Here is a 17161-nt window from a genome sequence, read left to right on the forward strand (position 1 = left end):
ACATTTTCAATATTGGTGATTAAGGTTTTATTTCCGAATTAAAGAGCGTGATATCTGTATTTAACACTGCCGATATAAATACGTTTCCTTCATGATTTCTGGAGATGCAATGAAGATAATTACTTGCTACAAATGCGTACCTGATGAACAGGATATTGCGATTAATAATGCTGATGGTTCACTCGATTTCAGCAAAGCGGATGGCAAAATAAGCCAGTATGATCTGAATGCGATCGAAGCGGCTTGTCAGTTGAAACAACAGTCAGGAGAGGCCCTGGTTGTGGCCATGAGCGTCGGCGGCAAAGCGCTGACCAATGCAAAAGGGCGAAAAGATGTGCTTTCCCGTGGCCCAGATGAACTGATTGTTGTTATTGACGAGCAATTTGAGCAGGCGCTGCCGCAACAAACTGCCAGCGCGCTGGCTGCCGCCGCGCAAAAAGCAGGTTTCGATCTGCTTATTTGCGGTGACGGTTCTTCCGATCTTTATGCTCAGCAGGTTGGTCTGCTGGTGGGCGAAGCGCTGAACGTTCCGGCGATTAACGGCGTGAGTAAAATCCTCTCTCTTACCGACAGCACTCTGACGGTAGAGCGTGAACTGGAAGATGAAGTCGAAACTCTGAGCATTCCGCTTCCGGCGGTGATCGCGGTCTCAACGGACATCAACACCCCACAAATCCCTTCCATGAAAGCCATTCTTGGCGCGGCGAAAAAACCGGTTCAGGTCTGGTCGCCGGCAGACATTGGCCTGAACAGCGCGCAGGCATATTCCGAACAACACGTTGCTGCACCGAAGCAGCGCGAGCGTCAGCGCGTTGTAATTGAAGGTGACGGTGAAGAACAGATTGCCGCGTTTGTCGAGAATCTTCGCAAAATCATTTAATTATCAGGGGATGTTATGAACAAATTTTCCAGTATCTGGGTATTCAGCGATACCCCTTCTCGTCTGCCGGAACTGATGAATGGTGCGCAGGCTTTAGGTGAAAAAGTTAACACGTTTGTGCTGAGTGAAGCGGACTGCGCGACGGCATGCCATTTAGGCGCAGATGATGTCTGGTTACTCAGCGGTAAACCAGATGACCGTATGGTCGAAGACTACGCTGATGTGATGGCCGAAACTATTCGTCAGCACAGCGAGGGCGGGGCGGTGCTGCTGCCGAATACGCGTCGCGGCAAGCTGTTAGCGGCAAAACTGGGTTTTCGCTTGTCGGCAGCGGTCTCCAACGACGCCAGTGCAGTCGCCGTACAGGATGGAAAAGCGGCGGTAAAACATATGGTCTACGGCGGCCTGGCGATGGGGGCAGAAACAATCGCTTCGCCGTTCGCCGTGATAACGCTCAGCAGTGGAACGTTTGACGCGCAGCAACCGGATACCGCCCGCAGCGGCGAGGTGCACACCGTGTCATGGCAGGCTCCAGCTATAGCCGTTACTCGTACGGCAACTCAGGCACGTCAGAGCAACAGCGTCGACCTCGACAAAGCCCGTCTGGTGGTTAGCGTGGGACGCGGGATCGGCAGCAAAGAAAATATCTCGCTGGCGGAGGCGCTGTGCCAGACGATTGGTGCCGAGCTGGCGTGCTCCCGTCCGGTGGCGGAAAACGAGAAGTGGATGGAGCACGAACGCTACGTCGGCATCTCCAACCTGATGCTCAAGCCGGAACTGTATCTGGCCGTGGGGATCTCCGGGCAGATCCAACATATGGTCGGCGCCAACGGCGCGCAGACGATTTTCGCCATCAACAAAGATAAAAATGCGCCGATCTTCCAGTATGCGGATTTTGGCATCGTTGGCGATGCGCTGAAGATCCTGCCTGCGCTGACGGCTGCTTTAGCGCGTTAAACCATTTCGGGCAGGATGCGAAGGTGTCCTGCCGCTGACAGGAGTACGTATGTCCGAAGATATCTTTGATGCCATCATCGTGGGTGCAGGTCTGGCGGGTTCGGTTGCGGCGCTGGTGCTGGCTCGGGAGGGCGCACAGGTGCTGGTTATCGAGCGCGGCAATTCTGCTGGCGCGAAGAATGTCACCGGTGGGCGCATGTATGCGCATAGCCTGGAGAACATCATTCCCGGCTTTGCTGAGCAGGCCCCCATTGAACGCATCATCACCCACGAAAAACTCGCCTTTATGACCGACAAAGGGGCGATGACCATCGACTATTGCAACGGCGAAGACGCCAAATCGTCGCAAGTTTCTTACTCTGTCTTACGCAGTAAATTTGACGCCTGGCTGATGGAACAGGCCGAAGAGGCGGGCGCTCAGCTCATCACCGGTATCCGCGTGGATAACGTTGTGCAGCGCGAGGGCAAAGTCGTGGGCGTGGAAGCCGATGGCGATATTCTGGAAGCCAAAGTGGTGATCCTTGCCGACGGAGTGAATTCTCTGTTGGCTGAAAAGTTGGGTATGGCAAAGCGCGTCGAGGCATCGCATGTTGCCGTCGGCGTAAAAGAGCTGATCGAGTTGCCGAAATCGGTAATTGAAGATCGTTTCCAGTTACAAGGGAACGAAGGGGCTGCCTGTCTGTTTGCCGGATCGCCCACCGATGGGTTGATGGGCGGTGGCTTTCTCTATACGAATGAAACGACCCTTTCTCTGGGACTGGTCTGCGGCCTTCATCATCTGAAAGATGCGAAAAAATCGGTTCCGCAAATGCTGGAAGATTTCAAACAGCATCCGGCGGTTGCCCCGCTGATCGCCGGTGGCAAGCTGGTGGAATATGCCGCGCACGTCGTACCGGAAGCCGGTATCAACATGCAGCCAGAACTGGTGGGGGACGGCGTACTGATTGCTGGTGACGCTGCCGGAATGTGTATGAACCTCGGCTTTACCATTCGCGGTATGGATCTCGCCATATCCGCAGGTGAAGCGGCGGCGAAAACGGTACTTTCCGCAATGAAGCGCGACGATTTTAGCAAGCAGTCGCTGGAGGAATACCGTCAGCATCTGGACGAAGGCCCGATGCGCGATATGCGCATGTATCAAAAGCTACCCGCTTTTCTTGATAACCCACGCATGTTTACCGCTTATCCGGAAATGGCGGTCAGTATTGCGCGCGACCTGTTCACCGTGGATGGTTCGGCACCGGTGCCAATGCGTAAAAAAATCCTGCGCCATGCGAAGAAAGTGGGCTTCATCAACCTGATGAAAGATGGCCTGAAAGGAGTGACCGTATTATGACATCTCCCGTCAACGTGGACGTCAAACTGGGCGTCAATAAGTTCAATGTGGATGAAGACAGTCCGCATATCATTCTCAAAACCGATCCTGATAAACAGGCGCTGGAGGTGCTGATTAAGGCCTGTCCGGCTGGCCTGTATAAAAAGCAGGATGACGGTAGCGTACGTTTTGATTATGCCGGATGCCTGGAATGCGGAACGTGCCGCATTCTCGGACTGGATACAGCGCTGGAAAAATGGGAATACCCGCGTGGGACATTTGGTGTGGAGTTCCGCTACGGCTAAACCTGGTGCCGGATGGCGGCTTCGCCTTATCCGGCCTACAGGAACAATGCGTAGGCCTGATAAGCGTAACGTCATCAGGCATTAAGTTAAAATAAAACAGGACATAACCATGCAGCAGCCCAGGAACTTTGATGACATCAAATTCACCTCTATTCACCGCCGGATAATGCTGTGGGGAAGCGGTGGGCCGTTTCTGGATGGTTATGTGCTGGTGATGATTGGCGTGGCACTGGAACAGCTCACGCCAGCATTGAAACTGGATGCACAATGGATTGGTCTGCTGGGCGCCGGTACGCTCGCGGGTCTGTTTGTGGGGACGTCGCTGTTTGGCTACATTTCCGACAAGGTCGGGCGGCGCAAAATGTTCATTATCGATATTATCGCCATTGGCGTGATATCGGCGGCAACCATGTTTGTCTCCTCGCCCGTTGAGTTGTTGGTAATGCGCGTGCTGATCGGCATTGTAATTGGTGCCGACTACCCGATCGCCACCTCGATGATCACCGAGTTCTCCAATACCCGCCAGCGCGCTTTCTCCATCGGTTTTATCGCCGCTATGTGGTATGTCGGCGCCACCTGTGCCGATCTGGTCGGATACTGGTTGTATGATGTTGAGGGCGGATGGCGCTGGATGTTGGGCAGCGCGGTGATCCCATGTATTTTGATCCTGATTGGGCGTTTCGATCTTCCTGAATCGCCGCGCTGGCTGCTGCGTAAAGGTCGGGTGAAAGAATGTGAGGAGATGATGATCAAACTGTTCGGCGAACCGGTGGTGTTCGACGAAGAAGCGCCGCAGGAGACGCGCTTTCTTCAGCTATTTAATCGCCGTCATTTCCCGTTTGTACTGTTTGTCGCCGCTATCTGGACTTGTCAGGTGATCCCGATGTTTGCCATTTATACCTTTGGTCCGCAGATTGTGGGGCTACTGGGGCTTGGTGCCGGGAAAAACGCCGCGTTGGGAAATGTGGTAATCAGCTTGTGCTTTATGTTGGGGTGCATTCCTCCCATGTTCTGGCTCAATAGCGCGGGCCGACGGCCGCTGTTAATTGGCAGCTTCATTATGATGACGCTGGCGCTGGCCGTGCTGGGGTTAATCCCTGATATGGGCGCGTGGCTGGTGGTGCTGGCGTTTGCCGTATACGCGTTTTTCTCCGGGGGACCCGGAAACCTGCAATGGCTATACCCTAACGAACTGTTTCCCACCGATATTCGTGCGTCTGCCGTCGGGGTGATTATGTCCTTAAGCCGTATCGGCACCATTGTTTCAACCTGGGCGCTGCCGGTGTTCATCACCAAATACGGGATCAGTAATGTCATGCTGATGGGGGCGGGCATTTCGCTGATTGGCCTGCTCGTGTCCATCGCTTTCGCCCCGGAAACGCGAGGTCTGACGCTGGCGCAAACCAGCCAAATGACGATCCGCAGTAAACCCGTGACCAGGGCGGGTTATTAGGAGTGTTCTGTATTTTCCCTGCAACTCAGTCAGTTAGCCTACAGTTAACGGGTATATCACTGAAAACGACTGAAAAGCAGGGAGAACACCATGCAAAAACATATTCTGATCACCTCTATTTTTACCGCAGCAGCACTGTTCACCGTAGCCGGTTGCTCCTCGAACCAGGCAGTTAAAACTACCGATGGCAAAACAATCGTGACCGACGGCAAACCGCAAGTCGATGATGATACAGGCCTGGTGTCGTACAAAAATGCGCAAACGGGTAAGACGGAACAAATTAACCGCGATCAGGTTAAAGATATGAGCGAACTGGATAACTAGTTCAGTTTTCTCCATTCAACCACTCAATAATATTGACTGTTAGCCTGCGGATTAACTGACTAAACTCACTGTTATTACAATAATGCAGTGAAACAGGCTAATCATGATCCTCATCATTTATGCGCATCCCTATCCGCAGCACTCGCATGCGAATAAGCGGATGCTTGAACAGGCAAGGACGCTGGAGGGCGTGGAGATCCGCTCGCTCTACCAGCTCTACCCCGACTTCAATATCGATATTGCCGCTGAACAGGATGCGCTGGCGCGCGCTGATTTGATTATCTGGCAGCATCCTATGCAATGGTATAGCACACCTCCCTTACTCAAGCTGTGGATGGATAAGGTCCTTTCACACGGTTGGGCGTATGGCCACGGCGGGACAGCGCTCCACGGTAAACATCTGCTGTGGGCAGTGACGACCGGCGGCGGCGAAAACCACTTTGATATTGGCTCCCATCCCGGATTTGATGTGCTTTCCCAGCCCTTACAGGCAACGGCGCTCTACTGTGGCCTCAAATGGCTGTCGCCGTTTGCGATGCACTGTACGTTTATCTGTGATGATGAAACTCTGCAGGCGCAGGCGCGTCATTACAAACAGCGTCTGTTGGAGTGGCAGGAGGTTCATCATGGATAACCATACGCTAATACAGGCGCTGATTTATCTCGGATCGGCGGCGCTGATTGTCCCCATTGCCGTGCGACTGGGGCTAGGGTCAGTGCTGGGGTATCTCATCGCAGGGTGCATTATTGGACCATGGGGCCTGAGGATGGTGACCGACGCTGAATCAATCCTGCATTTTGCGGAGATCGGCGTGGTGCTGATGCTGTTTGTCATCGGTCTGGAGCTGGATCCGCAACGTTTGTGGAAACTACGGGCCTCGGTGTTCGGTGGTGGTGCGCTGCAGATGGTGGTTTGCGGCGGTCTGATTGGTTTGTTCTGTATGTTCCTCGGCCTGCGCTGGCAGGTAGCGGAACTGATCGGCATGACGCTGGCGCTTTCCTCCACGGCTATTGCTATGCAGGCGATGAATGAAAGGAACCTGATGGTTTCGCAAATGGGACGCAGCGCGTTTGCCGTGCTGCTGTTCCAGGATATCGCCGCTATTCCTCTGGTGGCGATGATCCCATTACTTGCGGCGAGTGGCGCATCGACAACGCTTGGGGCGTTTGCGCTCTCCGCCCTTAAAGTGGCGAGCGCCCTGGTGCTGGTGGTGTTGCTGGGGCGTTATGTTACGCGTCCAGCCTTGCGTTTTGTCGCTCGTTCTGGCCTGCGGGAAGTATTCAGTGCCGTTGCGCTGTTCCTCGTTTTTGGCTTCGGTCTGCTGTTGGAAGAGGTTGGACTGTCGATGGCGATGGGGGCGTTCCTGGCTGGCGTGCTGCTGGCAAGCTCTGAGTATCGTCACGCGCTGGAAAGCGATATCGAGCCATTTAAAGGGCTGCTGCTGGGACTGTTTTTCATCGGCGTCGGGATGTCTATCGACTTTGGTACGCTGATTGATAATCCCTTGCGCATTATCATTCTGTTGGTCGGTTTCCTGGTTATCAAAACTGTCATGCTGTGGCTGATAGCGAAACCCTTACAGGTGCCGAACAAGCAGCGCAGATGGTTTGCCGTGTTATTAGGGCAGGGCAGTGAGTTTGCCTTTGTGGTGTTTGGCGCGGCGCAAATGGCAAACGTGCTTGATCCTGATTGGGCGAAATCTCTGACGCTGGCGGTGGCGCTGTCGATGGCGGCGACGCCGATTTTACTGGTAATTCTGACGCGTCTGGAAAAATCGGCGACCGGTGAAGAGCGGGAAGCAGATGAAATCGACGAGGAACAACCTCGGGTGATCATCGCCGGGTTTGGGCGATTTGGTCAGATAACCGGTCGTCTGTTGTTGTCGAGCGGGGTCAAAATGGTGGTTCTTGATCATGACCCCGACCATATCGAAACGCTGCGTAAATTCGGCATGAAGGTTTTCTATGGCGATGCGACGCGGATGGATCTGCTGGAGTCTGCCGGGGCGGCTAAAGCTGAAGTTATTATTAACGCCATTGACGATCCGCAAACCAGCCTGCAACTGACCGAAATGGTGAAACAGTATTTCCCGCATCTGCAAATTATTGCCCGTGCGCGCGATGTGGATCATTACATCCGCCTGCGCCAGGCTGGCGTGGAGATGCCGGAACGTGAAACCTTTGAGGGCGCGCTGAAGACCGGACGTCTGGCACTGGAAGGTCTTGGGCTTGGACGCTATGAAGCGCGTGAGCGGGCCGATGTATTCCGCCGCTTCAACACGCTGATGGTTGAGGAGATGGTGAAAGGGGAAAATGACGCAACGTCCCGCGCGGCGGTATATAAACGCACCAGCGAAATGCTGAGTGAAATTATTGCGGAAGATCGTCAGCACTTATCATTAATTCAACGCCATGGCTGGCAAGGCACGGATGAAGGTAAGCATACGGGCGACGTCGCCGATGAGCCGGAAGTGAAACCGTCAGCATAGGGTAAAAAATGTGATGTTCTGCAAACTTTACTGCTAATTGGCTGTTTTTGAACTACTGTAATGCTGGCGTACCACCTTAAATAGGTCGGTTCGCCAGCAGAACGGAAAATTTTCATGCTCATCCTCTTTCCGCCAGTCGACGAAAGATTGCGCTTTCCGTATAGTGGCGACAATTTTTTTGTATCCGGGAAACATTCAATGATCAGTCTGATTGCGGCGTTAGCGGTAGATCGCGTCATCGGTATGGAAAATGCCATGCCATGGAACCTACCTGCCGATCTCGCCTGGTTTAAACGTAATACCTTAAACAAGCCGGTTGTCATGGGACGCCACACGTGGGAATCCATCGGGCGACCGTTGCCAGGGCGTAAAAATATCGTCATCAGCAGCAAGCCTGGCACCGACGATCGCGTGCAGTGGGTGAAGTCTGTTGAGGAAGCGATCGCGGCCTGTGGCGATGAACCTGAAATTATGGTTATTGGCGGTGGGCGTGTGTATGAGCAGTTCCTGCCGAAAGCGCAGAAACTGTATCTGACACACATTGATGCGGAAGTTGAAGGGGATACGCATTTCCCGGACTACGAACCAGATGACTGGGAATCGGTGTTCAGTGAATTCCACGATGCTGACGCGCAAAACTCCCACAGCTACTGCTTCGAGATTTTGGAACGTCGTTAATGTGGATGCCTGATGGCGTTGCGCTAATCAGGCCTACAGATTGCACATTCGTTTGCCGGATAAGGTGTAAGCACCGCCATCCGGCAGACGACTATCAGGCGTTGACGGCCTCGCCGGGATCCAGATTCAGATGGCGATTTGATGGCTGTACAAAGTACTGTTTGTCTTCCCAGCGCAGACAGGTGAGATCCCCGCCCCAGCAACACCCCGTATCTAACGCGTAAATACCTTCTGGTGTACCTTTGCCCTCCAGCGATGCCCAGTGCCCGAATGCAATGCTATAGGCTTCACTGACCGGTCCAGGAATGGCAAACCACGGCTTCAGCGGGGCAGGCGCATCTTCTGGCGACTCTTTGCTGTACATGTCCAACTGACCATTGGGGAAGCAGTAACGCATGCGGGTAAACGCGTTGGTAATAAAACGCAGGCGCGCCAGCCCCGTCAGCTCCGGGGTCCAGTTATTTGGCATGTCGCCGTACATGGCATCAAGAAAGAATGGATAAGAGTCGCTCGACAGCACGGCTTCAACGTCGCGAGCACAGTCCTTCGCCGTCTGCAGATCCCACTGTGGGGTAATCCCTGCATGCGCCATGACCAGTTTCTTCTCTTCATCAACCTGCAACAGCGGCTGACGACGTAGCCAGTTAAGCAGCGTGTCAGCATCCGGTGCCTCAAGCAGCGGCGTGAGCCGGTCTTTCGGTTTATTACGGCTGATGCCAGCAAACACGGCCAACAGGTGTAAATCGTGATTACCGAGGACTAACCGCACGCTGTCGCCCAGCGATTTAACGTAGCGCAAAACGTCTAACGACCCCGGCCCACGCGCGACCAGATCGCCGGTGAGCCATAAGGTGTCTTGTTCTGGATTAAAGTCAACCTGGTGCAGCAAGGCTACCAGTTCATCGTAACAACCGTGAACGTCGCCAATGAGGTATGTTGCCATAGCTATTGTTTTAATGAATGAGTGTAGGAACGGCGAGTCGGAACACGGGAATGTCGATGGTAAAGGCGATCCCTTGCTCATCGATCATTTCGTAATGACCCTGCATGGTGCCCAGCGGTGTTTCAATCACCGCACCGCTGGTGTACTGGTACTCTTCGCCAGGTTCGATGTGGGGCTGAACGCCCACCACGCCTTCGCCCTGAACTTCGGTTTCACGGCCATGACCATTGGTGATTAACCAATAACGCCCCAACAGCTGCACAGGCGCTCGCCCCAAATTGCGGATAGTCACGGTATAAGCAAAAACGTAACGTTCATCATCAGGTGAGGATTGCGCCTCAATGTAGACGCTTTGTACCTGAATGCACACTCGGGGCGAATTGATCATGTTTAACTCTCCTTCGATGGCGCGTTTTCTGACAGATAGTTAGCCATCCGGCAGTATTGCGCGACAGAGATATTTTCCGCTCGCATCGCCGGATCAACGCCCAGCTCTGTCAGTACTTCAACGCTAAACAGGTTGCCGAGACTATTACGTACCGTTTTGCGACGCTGATTAAACGCTTCAGTGGTAATACGGCTCAGCACACGAACATCTTTAACGGGGTACGGCATTGTCGCGTGAGGGACCAGACGTACCACGGCGGAATCGACTTTAGGCGCAGGCGTAAATGCGGATGGCGGCACTTCAAGTACCGGGATCACATTGCAGTAATACTGCGCCATGACGCTTAATCGACCATACGCTTTACTGTTTGGCCCTGCAACCAGACGGTTAACCACCTCTTTTTGCAACATGAAATGCATGTCGGCGATGGCATCAGTATAGGAAAAAAGATGGAACATGAGCGGCGTGGAGATGTTATACGGCAGGTTGCCGAATACGCGCAGCGGCTGACCCATCGTTTGTGCGAGTTCGCCGAAGTTCATGGTCATGGCATCTTGCTGATAAATCGTCAGCTTCGGCCCTAAAAACGGGTGTGTTTGCAGGCGGGCGGCGAGATCGCGGTCCAGCTCAATGACCGTGAGCTTGTCCAGGCGTTCGCCTACAGGTTCGGTCAACGCTGCCAGGCCCGGGCCGATTTCGACCATAGCCTGACCTTTCTGCGGGTTGATAGCAGAGACAATACTTTCGATCACAAACTGATCGTTGAGGAAGTTTTGCCCGAAACGTTTACGGGCTAAGTGGCCCTGATGGACTCGATTATTCATTGGTATTAACAATCATTTTGATGGCGAGATTAAGCGCCGTAATAAAACTGCCGACATCTGCTTGCCCACGACCCGCAAGTTCAAGCGCGGTGCCGTGATCGACGGATGTGCGAATAAAGGGCAGGCCCAGCGTGATATTCACACCGCGACCAAATCCCTGGTATTTTAGCACGGGGAGACCCTGATCGTGGTACATTGCCAGCACGGCATCCGCGTGGTCGAGATATTTGGGCTGAAACAGCGTATCTGCGGGCAGCGGGCCGTTTAATTTCATCCCCTGCGCACGCAGTTCATCAAGGACCGGAATGAGGGTGTCTATCTCTTCCGTTCCCATATGACCACCTTCACCGGCATGCGGGTTAAGACCGCACACCAGAATATGCGGATCGGCAATGCCAAACTTGGTGCGCAAATCATGATGCAAAATACCGATCACTTCTTTAAGCAGAGCAGGCGTAATGGCGTCGGCAACGGCTCTGAGCGGCAAATGAGTGGTTGCCAGGGCAACGCGCAGCGCTTCAGTCGCCAGCATCATGACGACTTTCTTCGCCTGTGAGCGCTCTTCAAAAAACTCGGTATGTCCGGTAAACGGGACGCCTGCGTCATTGATTACGCCCTTGTGTACCGGACCGGTAATCAGCGCCGCAAACTCACCTTGCAGACAACCATCGCAGGCGCGAGCCAGCGTATCCACCACATATTGTCCGTTCTCTACCGCCAACTGACCCGCGATAACAGGTGCCCGCAGCGCAATCGGCAACAGCGTCAACGTACCTGCTGATTGCGGTCTGGCTGGGGTATCTGGAGAGTATGGGAGGAGTGAAAGCGGTAAACCGAGCATTGCTGCCCGGTCACTGAGGAGTGCGGCATCCGCGCAGACAACGAGTTCTACAGGCCACTCACGTTGGGCGAGCTGAACCACCAGGTCCGGGCCAATCCCGGCGGGTTCGCCGGGAGTGATCACAACGCGTTGAATACGAGTCATTAGTTGCTCAGAACTTTAACGTAGGCGCTGGCGCGCTGTTCCTGCATCCAGGTCGCAGCTTCTTCCGAGAATTTACGGTTCATCAGCATACGATAAGCTCTGTCTTTCTGCGCCGCGTCAGTTTTATCAACGTTACGCGTGTCCAGCAGCTCGATCAGATGCCACCCGAAAGAGGAGTGCACCGGGGTACTCATCTGGCCTTTCTGAAGTTTGGTCAGCGCATCGCGGAAAGCGGGATCGAAAATATCCGCTGCAGCCCAGCCCAGATCGCCGCCCTGGTTGGCAGAACCCGGATCCTGAGAAAACTCTTTAGCCGCTGCCGCGAAGGTTGTTTTACCGCTCTTAATATCAGCTGCGATTTGTTCCAGCTTCAGACGCGCCTGTTGATCGGTCATGATCGGCGATGGCTTGAGCAGAATATGGCGGGCATGAACTTCAGTCACGGAGATGCTCTGGCTTTGACCACGCATATCGTTGACTTTCAGGATGTGGAAGCCGACACCAGAACGAATTGGGCCGATGATATCGCCCTTTTTCGCGGTGCTTAGCGCCTGGGCAAAGATGCCTGGCAGCTCCTGAATACGTCCCCAACCCATCTGGCCGCCTTTCAGCGCCTGCTGGTCAGCGGAATAGGTGATAGCCAGTTTGCCGAAATCGCTACCGTTACGCGCTTCATCAACAACAGAGCGCGCCTGACTTTCAGCCGCGTTAACTTGGTCAGAAGTTGGGTTTTCCGGTAATGGGATCAGAATGTGGCTCAGGTTCAGCTCGGTGCTGGCATCGTTTTGGTTGCCGACCTGCTGCGCCAGAGCATCCACTTCCTGAGGCAGGATAGTAACGCGACGGCGAACTTCGCTGTTACGCACTTCAGAGATGGTCATCTCTTTGCGGATTTGGTTACGATAGGTCGAATAGCTTAAGCCATCCTGTGCCAGACGGCTGCGCATCTGATCCAGCGTCATGTTGTTTTGCTTGGCGATGTTGGCAATTGCCTGATCCAGTTGCTCGTCAGAGATTTTAACACCCATCTTCTGACCCATCTGCAGGAGGATTTGATCCATGATCAAACGTTCCAGGATCTGATGACGCAGCGTGGCGTCGTCCGGTAATTGTTGACCAGCCTGACCCGCATTAAGTTTTACTGACTGCATTAAGCCATCGACGTCGCTTTCCAGAACGACGCCGTTATTGACGACGGCTGCGACTTTATCGACTACCTGTGGGGCAGCGAAACTGGTATTCGCGATCATGGCGATACCGAGAAGCAGCGTTTTCCAGTTCTTCATACTTTTTCCATTTCAATTAACCGCAAAGCGGATTACGTTGTAAATCAATCAGATCATAAAGAGCTTTGATACGGTAAAATGTTCGAACGTAACATTTGGTTGGTGCCGAGACCGTAGTTGGAACTCAGGCCGCGTAGTTCGATATTAAAGCCGATCGTGTTGTCATAAATCGCGTGCTGCTGTTTGTCATCCCAGCCGTTCAGCTTACGTTCGTAGCCGAAGCGAATGGCGTAACAGCAGGAGTTGTACTGCAGACCCAGCATGGAATCCGCTTCTTTGTTCACGTTGGTATCAAAGTAGTAAGCCCCGACAATCGACCAGCGGTCGGCGATCGGGAAGCTTGCTACCGCGCCCACCTGTGAAATCCCGTTTTCATATTGTGGTTTAGTCACATCACGGGAAGGCACTGCAGCCTGAATATACTCCGGGCTGGCATAACGGTAGTTCAATTGCAGCATACGGTTTTCGTCGCGACGATATTCGATGCTGCTGTTGCTGGTTGCAACGCTGTCCAGACGGGTATCGTACTGGATCCCACTGCGTAAACCCCAGCGATCGGAGATGCGCCAGTAGGTGTCACCTGCCCATACCAATGAGCCCGTTTTGTCATCATTCTCCCATTCGATATGGTCATCGCCGGTGCGAGACTCAGTGAAATAGTAGATTTGACCCACAGAAATATTAAAACGTTCAACGGCTGCGTCATCATAAACGCGAGATGTGACCCCGGTCGTGACCTGGTTGGCAGACGCGATGCGGTCCAGACCGCCATAGGTACGATCACGGAACAGGCCGCTGTAGTCAGATTGCAGCAGGGACGAGTCATAGTTATAGATATGACTTTGGTTGCGATACGGTACATACAGGTACTGCGCGCGCGGCTCAAGCGTTTGGGTATAGCCCGGCGCCAACATGTTCATATCGCGCTCGAAGATCATCTTGCCGTCAACTTTAAACTGCGGCATGACGCGGTTGGCGGAATCATCGAGCTTGTTAACGTTACTCGGGTTGTTGTTGTACCAATCCAGGTTAGTTTGCTGATAGTGCGTTGCCAGCAGCTTCGCTTCGGTATTGATACTTCCCCAGTTATTCGACAACGGCAGATTAATTGTTGGTTCAAGGTGAACACGCGTCGCTTCTGGCATGTAGTCCTTGGTATTAACGAAATGGACCGCCTGCCCATAAATCCGGGTATCAAACGGGCCCACATCATTCTGGTAGTAGTTGACGTCTAACTGTGGCTGAGCGGAATAACTACTTTTGTTCTGGTCATCAAGGACCTGGAACTGCTTGGTCGAAACCGTAGCGTCAAAGTTTTGTACCGCGTAGCCGACGCTGAATTTTTGCGTGGCGTAGCCGTCGGTACTGGAACCGTATTTATTATCAAAATCATTAAAGTAGCTGGTGTCGCTGACCTTGGTGTAGTCAACGTTGAAACGCCACACCTGATCCATTACACCGGCGTGTTGCCAGTAGAACAGCCAGCGACGTGAATTATCATCTTTCTTATGAGTGTCATCATCCTCGTACACTTTATCGGAATTCAGATAGTCGAACTCCATCAGACCTGCACCCGCCTGGGTGAGGTAGCGGAATTCGTTCTCCCACATGATACCGCCACGACGGTGCATATAATGCGGCGTGATGGTGGCGTCCATATTGGGCGCAATGTTCCAATAATACGGGAGATAGAACTCAAAATAGTTGTTGGTAGAGTATTTTGCGTTCGGGATCAGGAAACCAGAGCGACGCTTATCGCCGACGGGTAACTGTAAATAAGGACTGTAAAAGACCGGAACCGGACCCAGTTTAAAACGGGCGTTCCAGATCTCTGCGACCTGTTCTTCACGGTCGTGAATGACTTCGCTACCGACGACGCTCCAGGTATTGGAACCTGGCAGACAGGAGGTGAAGCTACCGTTTTCCAGAATGGTATAGCGGTTTTCCCCACGCTGCTTCATCAGATCGGCTTTTCCGCGCCCCTGACGGCCTACCATCTGATAATCACCTTCCCAGATGTTGGTATCTTTGGTATTCAGATTAGACCAGCCCTTCGGCCCCTTCAGAATAACCTGATTGTCATCATAATGGACATTGCCCAGCGCATCGACGGTACGAACTGGCTCCGGCTGGCCTTCTGCCTGCTTCTGATGAAGCTGCACTTCGTCGGCCTGCAGGCGGCTGTTACCCTGTGCGATGTCCACATTGCCGGTAAACACCGCGTCATCCGGGTAATTCCCTTTCGCGTTGTCAGCAGTGATGGTGACGGGTAATTCATTAGTCTCGCCCTGTACCAGAGGACGGTCATAGCTTGGCACGCCCAGCATACACTGTGAGGCGAGATCGGCTGCCAGACCCTGATGGCTATAGAGGGCGCTGGCAATCATGGTGGCCAGAAGAGTGGGAATACGTTTTTTCATACGTTGTATTTATTGTTCCATCATCAGTAGCGTCGCGCGTGACAAACGGTCACAGCCTAACTTATCTCATCTTCACTTCGCTAGTATTAATCCTGCCCATTTTATCCCGCCACCTTTCAAGCTGCATCTTCGTTCCAGATGAATTGGTCACTGCGTTGCCGCCTTGTTGCAACTCGAAATCCAACGGGTATAGCGTTTGTGGTGTTAGGCACGGCATAGAATGACAGGTATGATAATGCAAATTATAGGCGATGTCCCACAATTGACCGCAGCCGTAAATCGGTAAAAGCACCTTATATTGTGGGACATATCCTGGCTGAGAGCAGAAAGATTTGGGGAGTCTATGCAGTATTGGGGAAAGATAATTGGTGTCGCCGTGGCCTTAATGATGGGCGGCGGCTTCTGGGGTGTGGTTCTGGGCCTGTTAGTTGGCCACATGTTCGACAAAGCCCGCATGCGCAAAATGGCGTGGTTTGCCAACCAGCGCGAACGCCAGGCGCTGTTTTTTGCCACCACTTTTGAGGTGATGGGGCATCTGACCAAATCCAAAGGTCGCGTCACGGAAGCCGATATCCATATCGCCAGTCAATTGATGGATCGAATGAATTTGCACGGCGACTCGCGTACCGCCGCGCAACATGCCTTCCGGGTGGGAAAATCGGACAATTACCCATTACGTGAAAAAATGCGTCAGTTTCGCAGCGTCTGTTTTGGTCGCTTCGATCTGATCCGCATGTTTCTGGAGATTCAGATCCAGGCGGCTTTTGCCGATGGGTCGTTGCATCCGAACGAGCGTGAAGTGCTGTATGTGATTGCTGAAGAGTTGGGGATCTCACGTACCCAGTTTGATCAGTTTCTGCGCATGATGCAGGGCGGCGCTCAGTTCGGCGGCGGATATCAGCAGCAGTCCGGCGGCGGTGGCTGGCAGCAGACGCAACGCGGTCCGACGCTGGAAGACGCCTGCAATGTGCTGGGTGTGAAAGCGACCGATGATGCGACCACCATTAAGCGCGCATACCGTAAGCTGATGAGCGAGCACCATCCGGACAAACTGGTGGCGAAAGGCCTGCCGCCAGAAATGATGGAAATGGCGAAGCAAAAAGCGCAGGAAATTCAAAAAGCTTACGAGCTAATTAAAGAACAGAAAGGTTTTAAATAATCGTTATGCCGGGTGGCAGCTAGCGCCTTATCCGGCCTACGTTAATGACTGTAGGCCGGGCAAGCGAAGCACCCGGCCTAAATGGGGCCTGCGTTTAAAAATCTGCCGGAACTTTAAACGTCATACTGTTGCCGTATTCGGGATGCGTGATAGTTAACATCTCTGCGTGCAGCAGCAGGCGCGGCGCTAACGCCAGGGCCTGTGGCGGGGCGTAGAAGCGGTCGCCCAGGATCGGATGCCCTAATGCCAGCATATGCACACGCAACTGGTGGGAGCGTCCGGTAATGGGTTTGAGCACGACCCGGGCGGTGTTATCTTCCGCAAACTCCACCACTTCATACTCGGTCTGCGCCGGTTTTCCGGTCTCATAACACACTTTCTGCTTTGGCCGATTCGGCCAGTCGCAAATCAGCGGTAAATCAACCAGCCCCTCGGCCGGAGCGGGATGTCCCCAGACGCGTGCGACATACTGTTTCTTCGGCTCGCGTTCGCGAAACTGGCGCTTTAGCTCGCGCTCTGCCGCTTTAGTTAGCGCCACTACAATCACGCCGCTGGTTGCCATATCCAGACGATGTACGGATTCAGCTTGCGGGTAATCGCGCTGAATACGCGTCATCACGCTGTCTTTGTGTTCATCCAGACGACCCGGCACGGACAACAAGCCGCTCGGCTTGTTGACCACCATAATGTGCTCATCCTGATACAGGATAACCAGCCAGGGTTCCTGCGGCGGATTATAGTTTTCCATCCCCATG

General features: G+C 53.4%; 17 protein-coding genes. 10 read left to right on the forward strand and 7 right to left on the reverse strand.

Translation table 11 applies throughout. From position 1 onward, the window contains the following. Nucleotides 1-109: 109 nt before the first annotated feature. The 9 genes from GPJ68_RS04110 (at nt 110) to folA (ending at nt 8401) form a co-directional block, all read left to right on the forward strand. Nucleotides 110-880, forward strand: coding sequence for an electron transfer flavoprotein FixA (locus GPJ68_RS04110; protein WP_104651542.1), 771 nt, complete (start codon nt 110-112; stop codon nt 878-880). Between the two features lie 15 nt (nt 881-895). Next, nucleotides 896-1837 (forward strand): electron transfer flavoprotein subunit alpha/FixB family protein, encoded by a 942-nt coding sequence (locus GPJ68_RS04115; protein WP_104651541.1) that lies wholly within the window; start codon nt 896-898, stop codon nt 1835-1837. 49 nt (nt 1838-1886) lie between these two features. Beyond that, the gene (locus tag GPJ68_RS04120) at nt 1887-3173 is read left to right on the forward strand and encodes an FAD-dependent oxidoreductase (RefSeq protein ID WP_016151658.1); all 1287 of its coding nucleotides are present in this window, start codon (nt 1887-1889) and stop codon (nt 3171-3173) included. After that, nucleotides 3170-3457 carry a ferredoxin-like protein FixX gene (gene fixX / locus GPJ68_RS04125; protein ID WP_000203736.1) on the forward strand — a complete coding sequence of 96 codons (288 nt, stop codon included), beginning with the start codon at nt 3170-3172 and terminating at the stop codon, nt 3455-3457. Before GPJ68_RS04120 ends, fixX begins: the two co-directional genes overlap by 4 nt. Before the next feature lie 109 nt (nt 3458-3566). Then, the gene (locus GPJ68_RS04130) at nt 3567-4910 is read left to right on the forward strand and encodes an MFS transporter (protein ID WP_104651540.1); all 1344 of its coding nucleotides are present in this window, start codon (nt 3567-3569) and stop codon (nt 4908-4910) included. Between the two features lie 90 nt (nt 4911-5000). Further along, a complete protein-coding gene (locus GPJ68_RS04135; protein WP_003018880.1) occupies nt 5001-5234 on the forward strand; it encodes a YgdI/YgdR family lipoprotein in 234 nt (77 codons plus the stop codon). A 103-nt stretch (nt 5235-5337) separates the two neighbouring features. Further along, entirely contained in the window at nt 5338-5868 is a 531-nt protein-coding gene (gene kefF, locus GPJ68_RS04140) for a glutathione-regulated potassium-efflux system oxidoreductase KefF (protein WP_104651539.1), read from the forward strand. Then, on the forward strand, nt 5861-7723 hold the full coding sequence (kefC, locus tag GPJ68_RS04145) for a glutathione-regulated potassium-efflux system protein KefC (protein WP_016151661.1): 1863 nt from the start codon (nt 5861-5863) through the stop codon (nt 7721-7723). Before kefF ends, kefC begins: the two co-directional genes overlap by 8 nt. A 198-nt stretch (nt 7724-7921) precedes the next feature. Next, nucleotides 7922-8401 carry a type 3 dihydrofolate reductase gene (gene folA, locus GPJ68_RS04150; RefSeq protein ID WP_016151662.1) on the forward strand — a complete coding sequence of 160 codons (480 nt, stop codon included), beginning with the start codon at nt 7922-7924 and terminating at the stop codon, nt 8399-8401. Nucleotides 8402-8495: 94 nt separating this feature from the next. On the opposite strand, the gene apaH is transcribed toward folA, so the two are convergent. The 6 genes from apaH to lptD are packed head-to-tail and all read right to left on the reverse strand — an operon-like array spanning nt 8496 to nt 15247. After that, on the reverse strand, nt 8496-9344 hold the full coding sequence (gene apaH, locus GPJ68_RS04155; RefSeq protein ID WP_016151663.1) for a bis(5'-nucleosyl)-tetraphosphatase (symmetrical) ApaH: 849 nt from the start codon (nt 9342-9344) through the stop codon (nt 8496-8498). Between the two features lie 10 nt (nt 9345-9354). Next, nucleotides 9355-9732, reverse strand: coding sequence for a Co2+/Mg2+ efflux protein ApaG (gene apaG, locus GPJ68_RS04160; protein WP_003018867.1), 378 nt, complete (start codon nt 9730-9732; stop codon nt 9355-9357). 2 nt (nt 9733-9734) lie between these two features. Beyond that, nucleotides 9735-10556, reverse strand: coding sequence for a 16S rRNA (adenine(1518)-N(6)/adenine(1519)-N(6))-dimethyltransferase RsmA (gene rsmA, locus GPJ68_RS04165; RefSeq protein WP_003018865.1), 822 nt, complete (start codon nt 10554-10556; stop codon nt 9735-9737). Continuing rightward, nucleotides 10549-11541, reverse strand: coding sequence for a 4-hydroxythreonine-4-phosphate dehydrogenase PdxA (pdxA, locus tag GPJ68_RS04170; RefSeq protein ID WP_016151664.1), 993 nt, complete (start codon nt 11539-11541; stop codon nt 10549-10551). The genes rsmA and pdxA overlap by 8 nt, the downstream gene beginning before the upstream one ends. Next, nucleotides 11541-12827 (reverse strand): peptidylprolyl isomerase SurA, encoded by a 1287-nt coding sequence (gene surA, locus GPJ68_RS04175; RefSeq protein WP_047498346.1) that lies wholly within the window; start codon nt 12825-12827, stop codon nt 11541-11543. The genes pdxA and surA overlap by 1 nt, the downstream gene beginning before the upstream one ends. A 53-nt stretch (nt 12828-12880) precedes the next feature. Further along, complete coding sequence (gene lptD / locus GPJ68_RS04180; RefSeq protein ID WP_104651538.1) at nt 12881-15247, reverse strand: LPS assembly protein LptD; 2367 nt, start codon at nt 15245-15247, stop codon at nt 12881-12883. 343 nt (nt 15248-15590) lie between these two features. Between lptD and djlA the strand changes: the two genes are divergently transcribed. Next, nucleotides 15591-16406, forward strand: coding sequence for a co-chaperone DjlA (djlA, locus tag GPJ68_RS04185; RefSeq protein ID WP_046276044.1), 816 nt, complete (start codon nt 15591-15593; stop codon nt 16404-16406). A 94-nt stretch (nt 16407-16500) separates the two neighbouring features. Here djlA and rluA read toward each other — a convergent pair whose 3' ends face one another. Next, the gene (rluA, locus tag GPJ68_RS04190; RefSeq protein ID WP_104651537.1) at nt 16501-17160 is read right to left on the reverse strand and encodes a bifunctional tRNA pseudouridine(32) synthase/23S rRNA pseudouridine(746) synthase RluA; all 660 of its coding nucleotides are present in this window, start codon (nt 17158-17160) and stop codon (nt 16501-16503) included. Nucleotide 17161 lies beyond the last annotated feature (1 nt).

This window comes from Citrobacter sp. 172116965, assembly GCF_013458095.1.
In the GTDB taxonomy this organism is placed as follows: Bacteria; Pseudomonadota; Gammaproteobacteria; order Enterobacterales; family Enterobacteriaceae; genus Citrobacter; species Citrobacter braakii.

Excerpts from the sequence above, each read along its gene's own strand:
- GPJ68_RS04110 (WP_104651542.1), top strand. The coding sequence starts at position 110 with ATGAAGATAATTACTTGCTACAAATGCGTACCTGATGAACAGGATATT.
- GPJ68_RS04115 (WP_104651541.1), top strand. The coding sequence starts at position 896 with ATGAACAAATTTTCCAGTATCTGGGTATTCAGCGATACCCCTTCTCGT.
- GPJ68_RS04120 (WP_016151658.1), top strand. The coding sequence starts at position 1,887 with ATGTCCGAAGATATCTTTGATGCCATCATCGTGGGTGCAGGTCTGGCG.
- fixX (WP_000203736.1), top strand. The coding sequence starts at position 3,170 with ATGACATCTCCCGTCAACGTGGACGTCAAACTGGGCGTCAATAAGTTC.
- GPJ68_RS04130 (WP_104651540.1), top strand. The coding sequence starts at position 3,567 with ATGCAGCAGCCCAGGAACTTTGATGACATCAAATTCACCTCTATTCAC.
- GPJ68_RS04135 (WP_003018880.1), top strand. The coding sequence starts at position 5,001 with ATGCAAAAACATATTCTGATCACCTCTATTTTTACCGCAGCAGCACTG.
- kefF (WP_104651539.1), top strand. The coding sequence starts at position 5,338 with ATGATCCTCATCATTTATGCGCATCCCTATCCGCAGCACTCGCATGCG.
- kefC (WP_016151661.1), top strand. The coding sequence starts at position 5,861 with ATGGATAACCATACGCTAATACAGGCGCTGATTTATCTCGGATCGGCG.
- folA (WP_016151662.1), top strand. The coding sequence starts at position 7,922 with ATGATCAGTCTGATTGCGGCGTTAGCGGTAGATCGCGTCATCGGTATG.
- apaH (WP_016151663.1), bottom strand. The coding sequence starts at position 9,344 with ATGGCAACATACCTCATTGGCGACGTTCACGGTTGTTACGATGAACTG.
- apaG (WP_003018867.1), bottom strand. The coding sequence starts at position 9,732 with ATGATCAATTCGCCCCGAGTGTGCATTCAGGTACAAAGCGTCTACATT.
- rsmA (WP_003018865.1), bottom strand. The coding sequence starts at position 10,556 with ATGAATAATCGAGTCCATCAGGGCCACTTAGCCCGTAAACGTTTCGGG.
- pdxA (WP_016151664.1), bottom strand. The coding sequence starts at position 11,541 with ATGACTCGTATTCAACGCGTTGTGATCACTCCCGGCGAACCCGCCGGG.
- surA (WP_047498346.1), bottom strand. The coding sequence starts at position 12,827 with ATGAAGAACTGGAAAACGCTGCTTCTCGGTATCGCCATGATCGCGAAT.
- lptD (WP_104651538.1), bottom strand. The coding sequence starts at position 15,247 with ATGAAAAAACGTATTCCCACTCTTCTGGCCACCATGATTGCCAGCGCC.
- djlA (WP_046276044.1), top strand. The coding sequence starts at position 15,591 with ATGCAGTATTGGGGAAAGATAATTGGTGTCGCCGTGGCCTTAATGATG.
- rluA (WP_104651537.1), bottom strand. The coding sequence starts at position 17,160 with ATGGGGATGGAAAACTATAATCCGCCGCAGGAACCCTGGCTGGTTATC.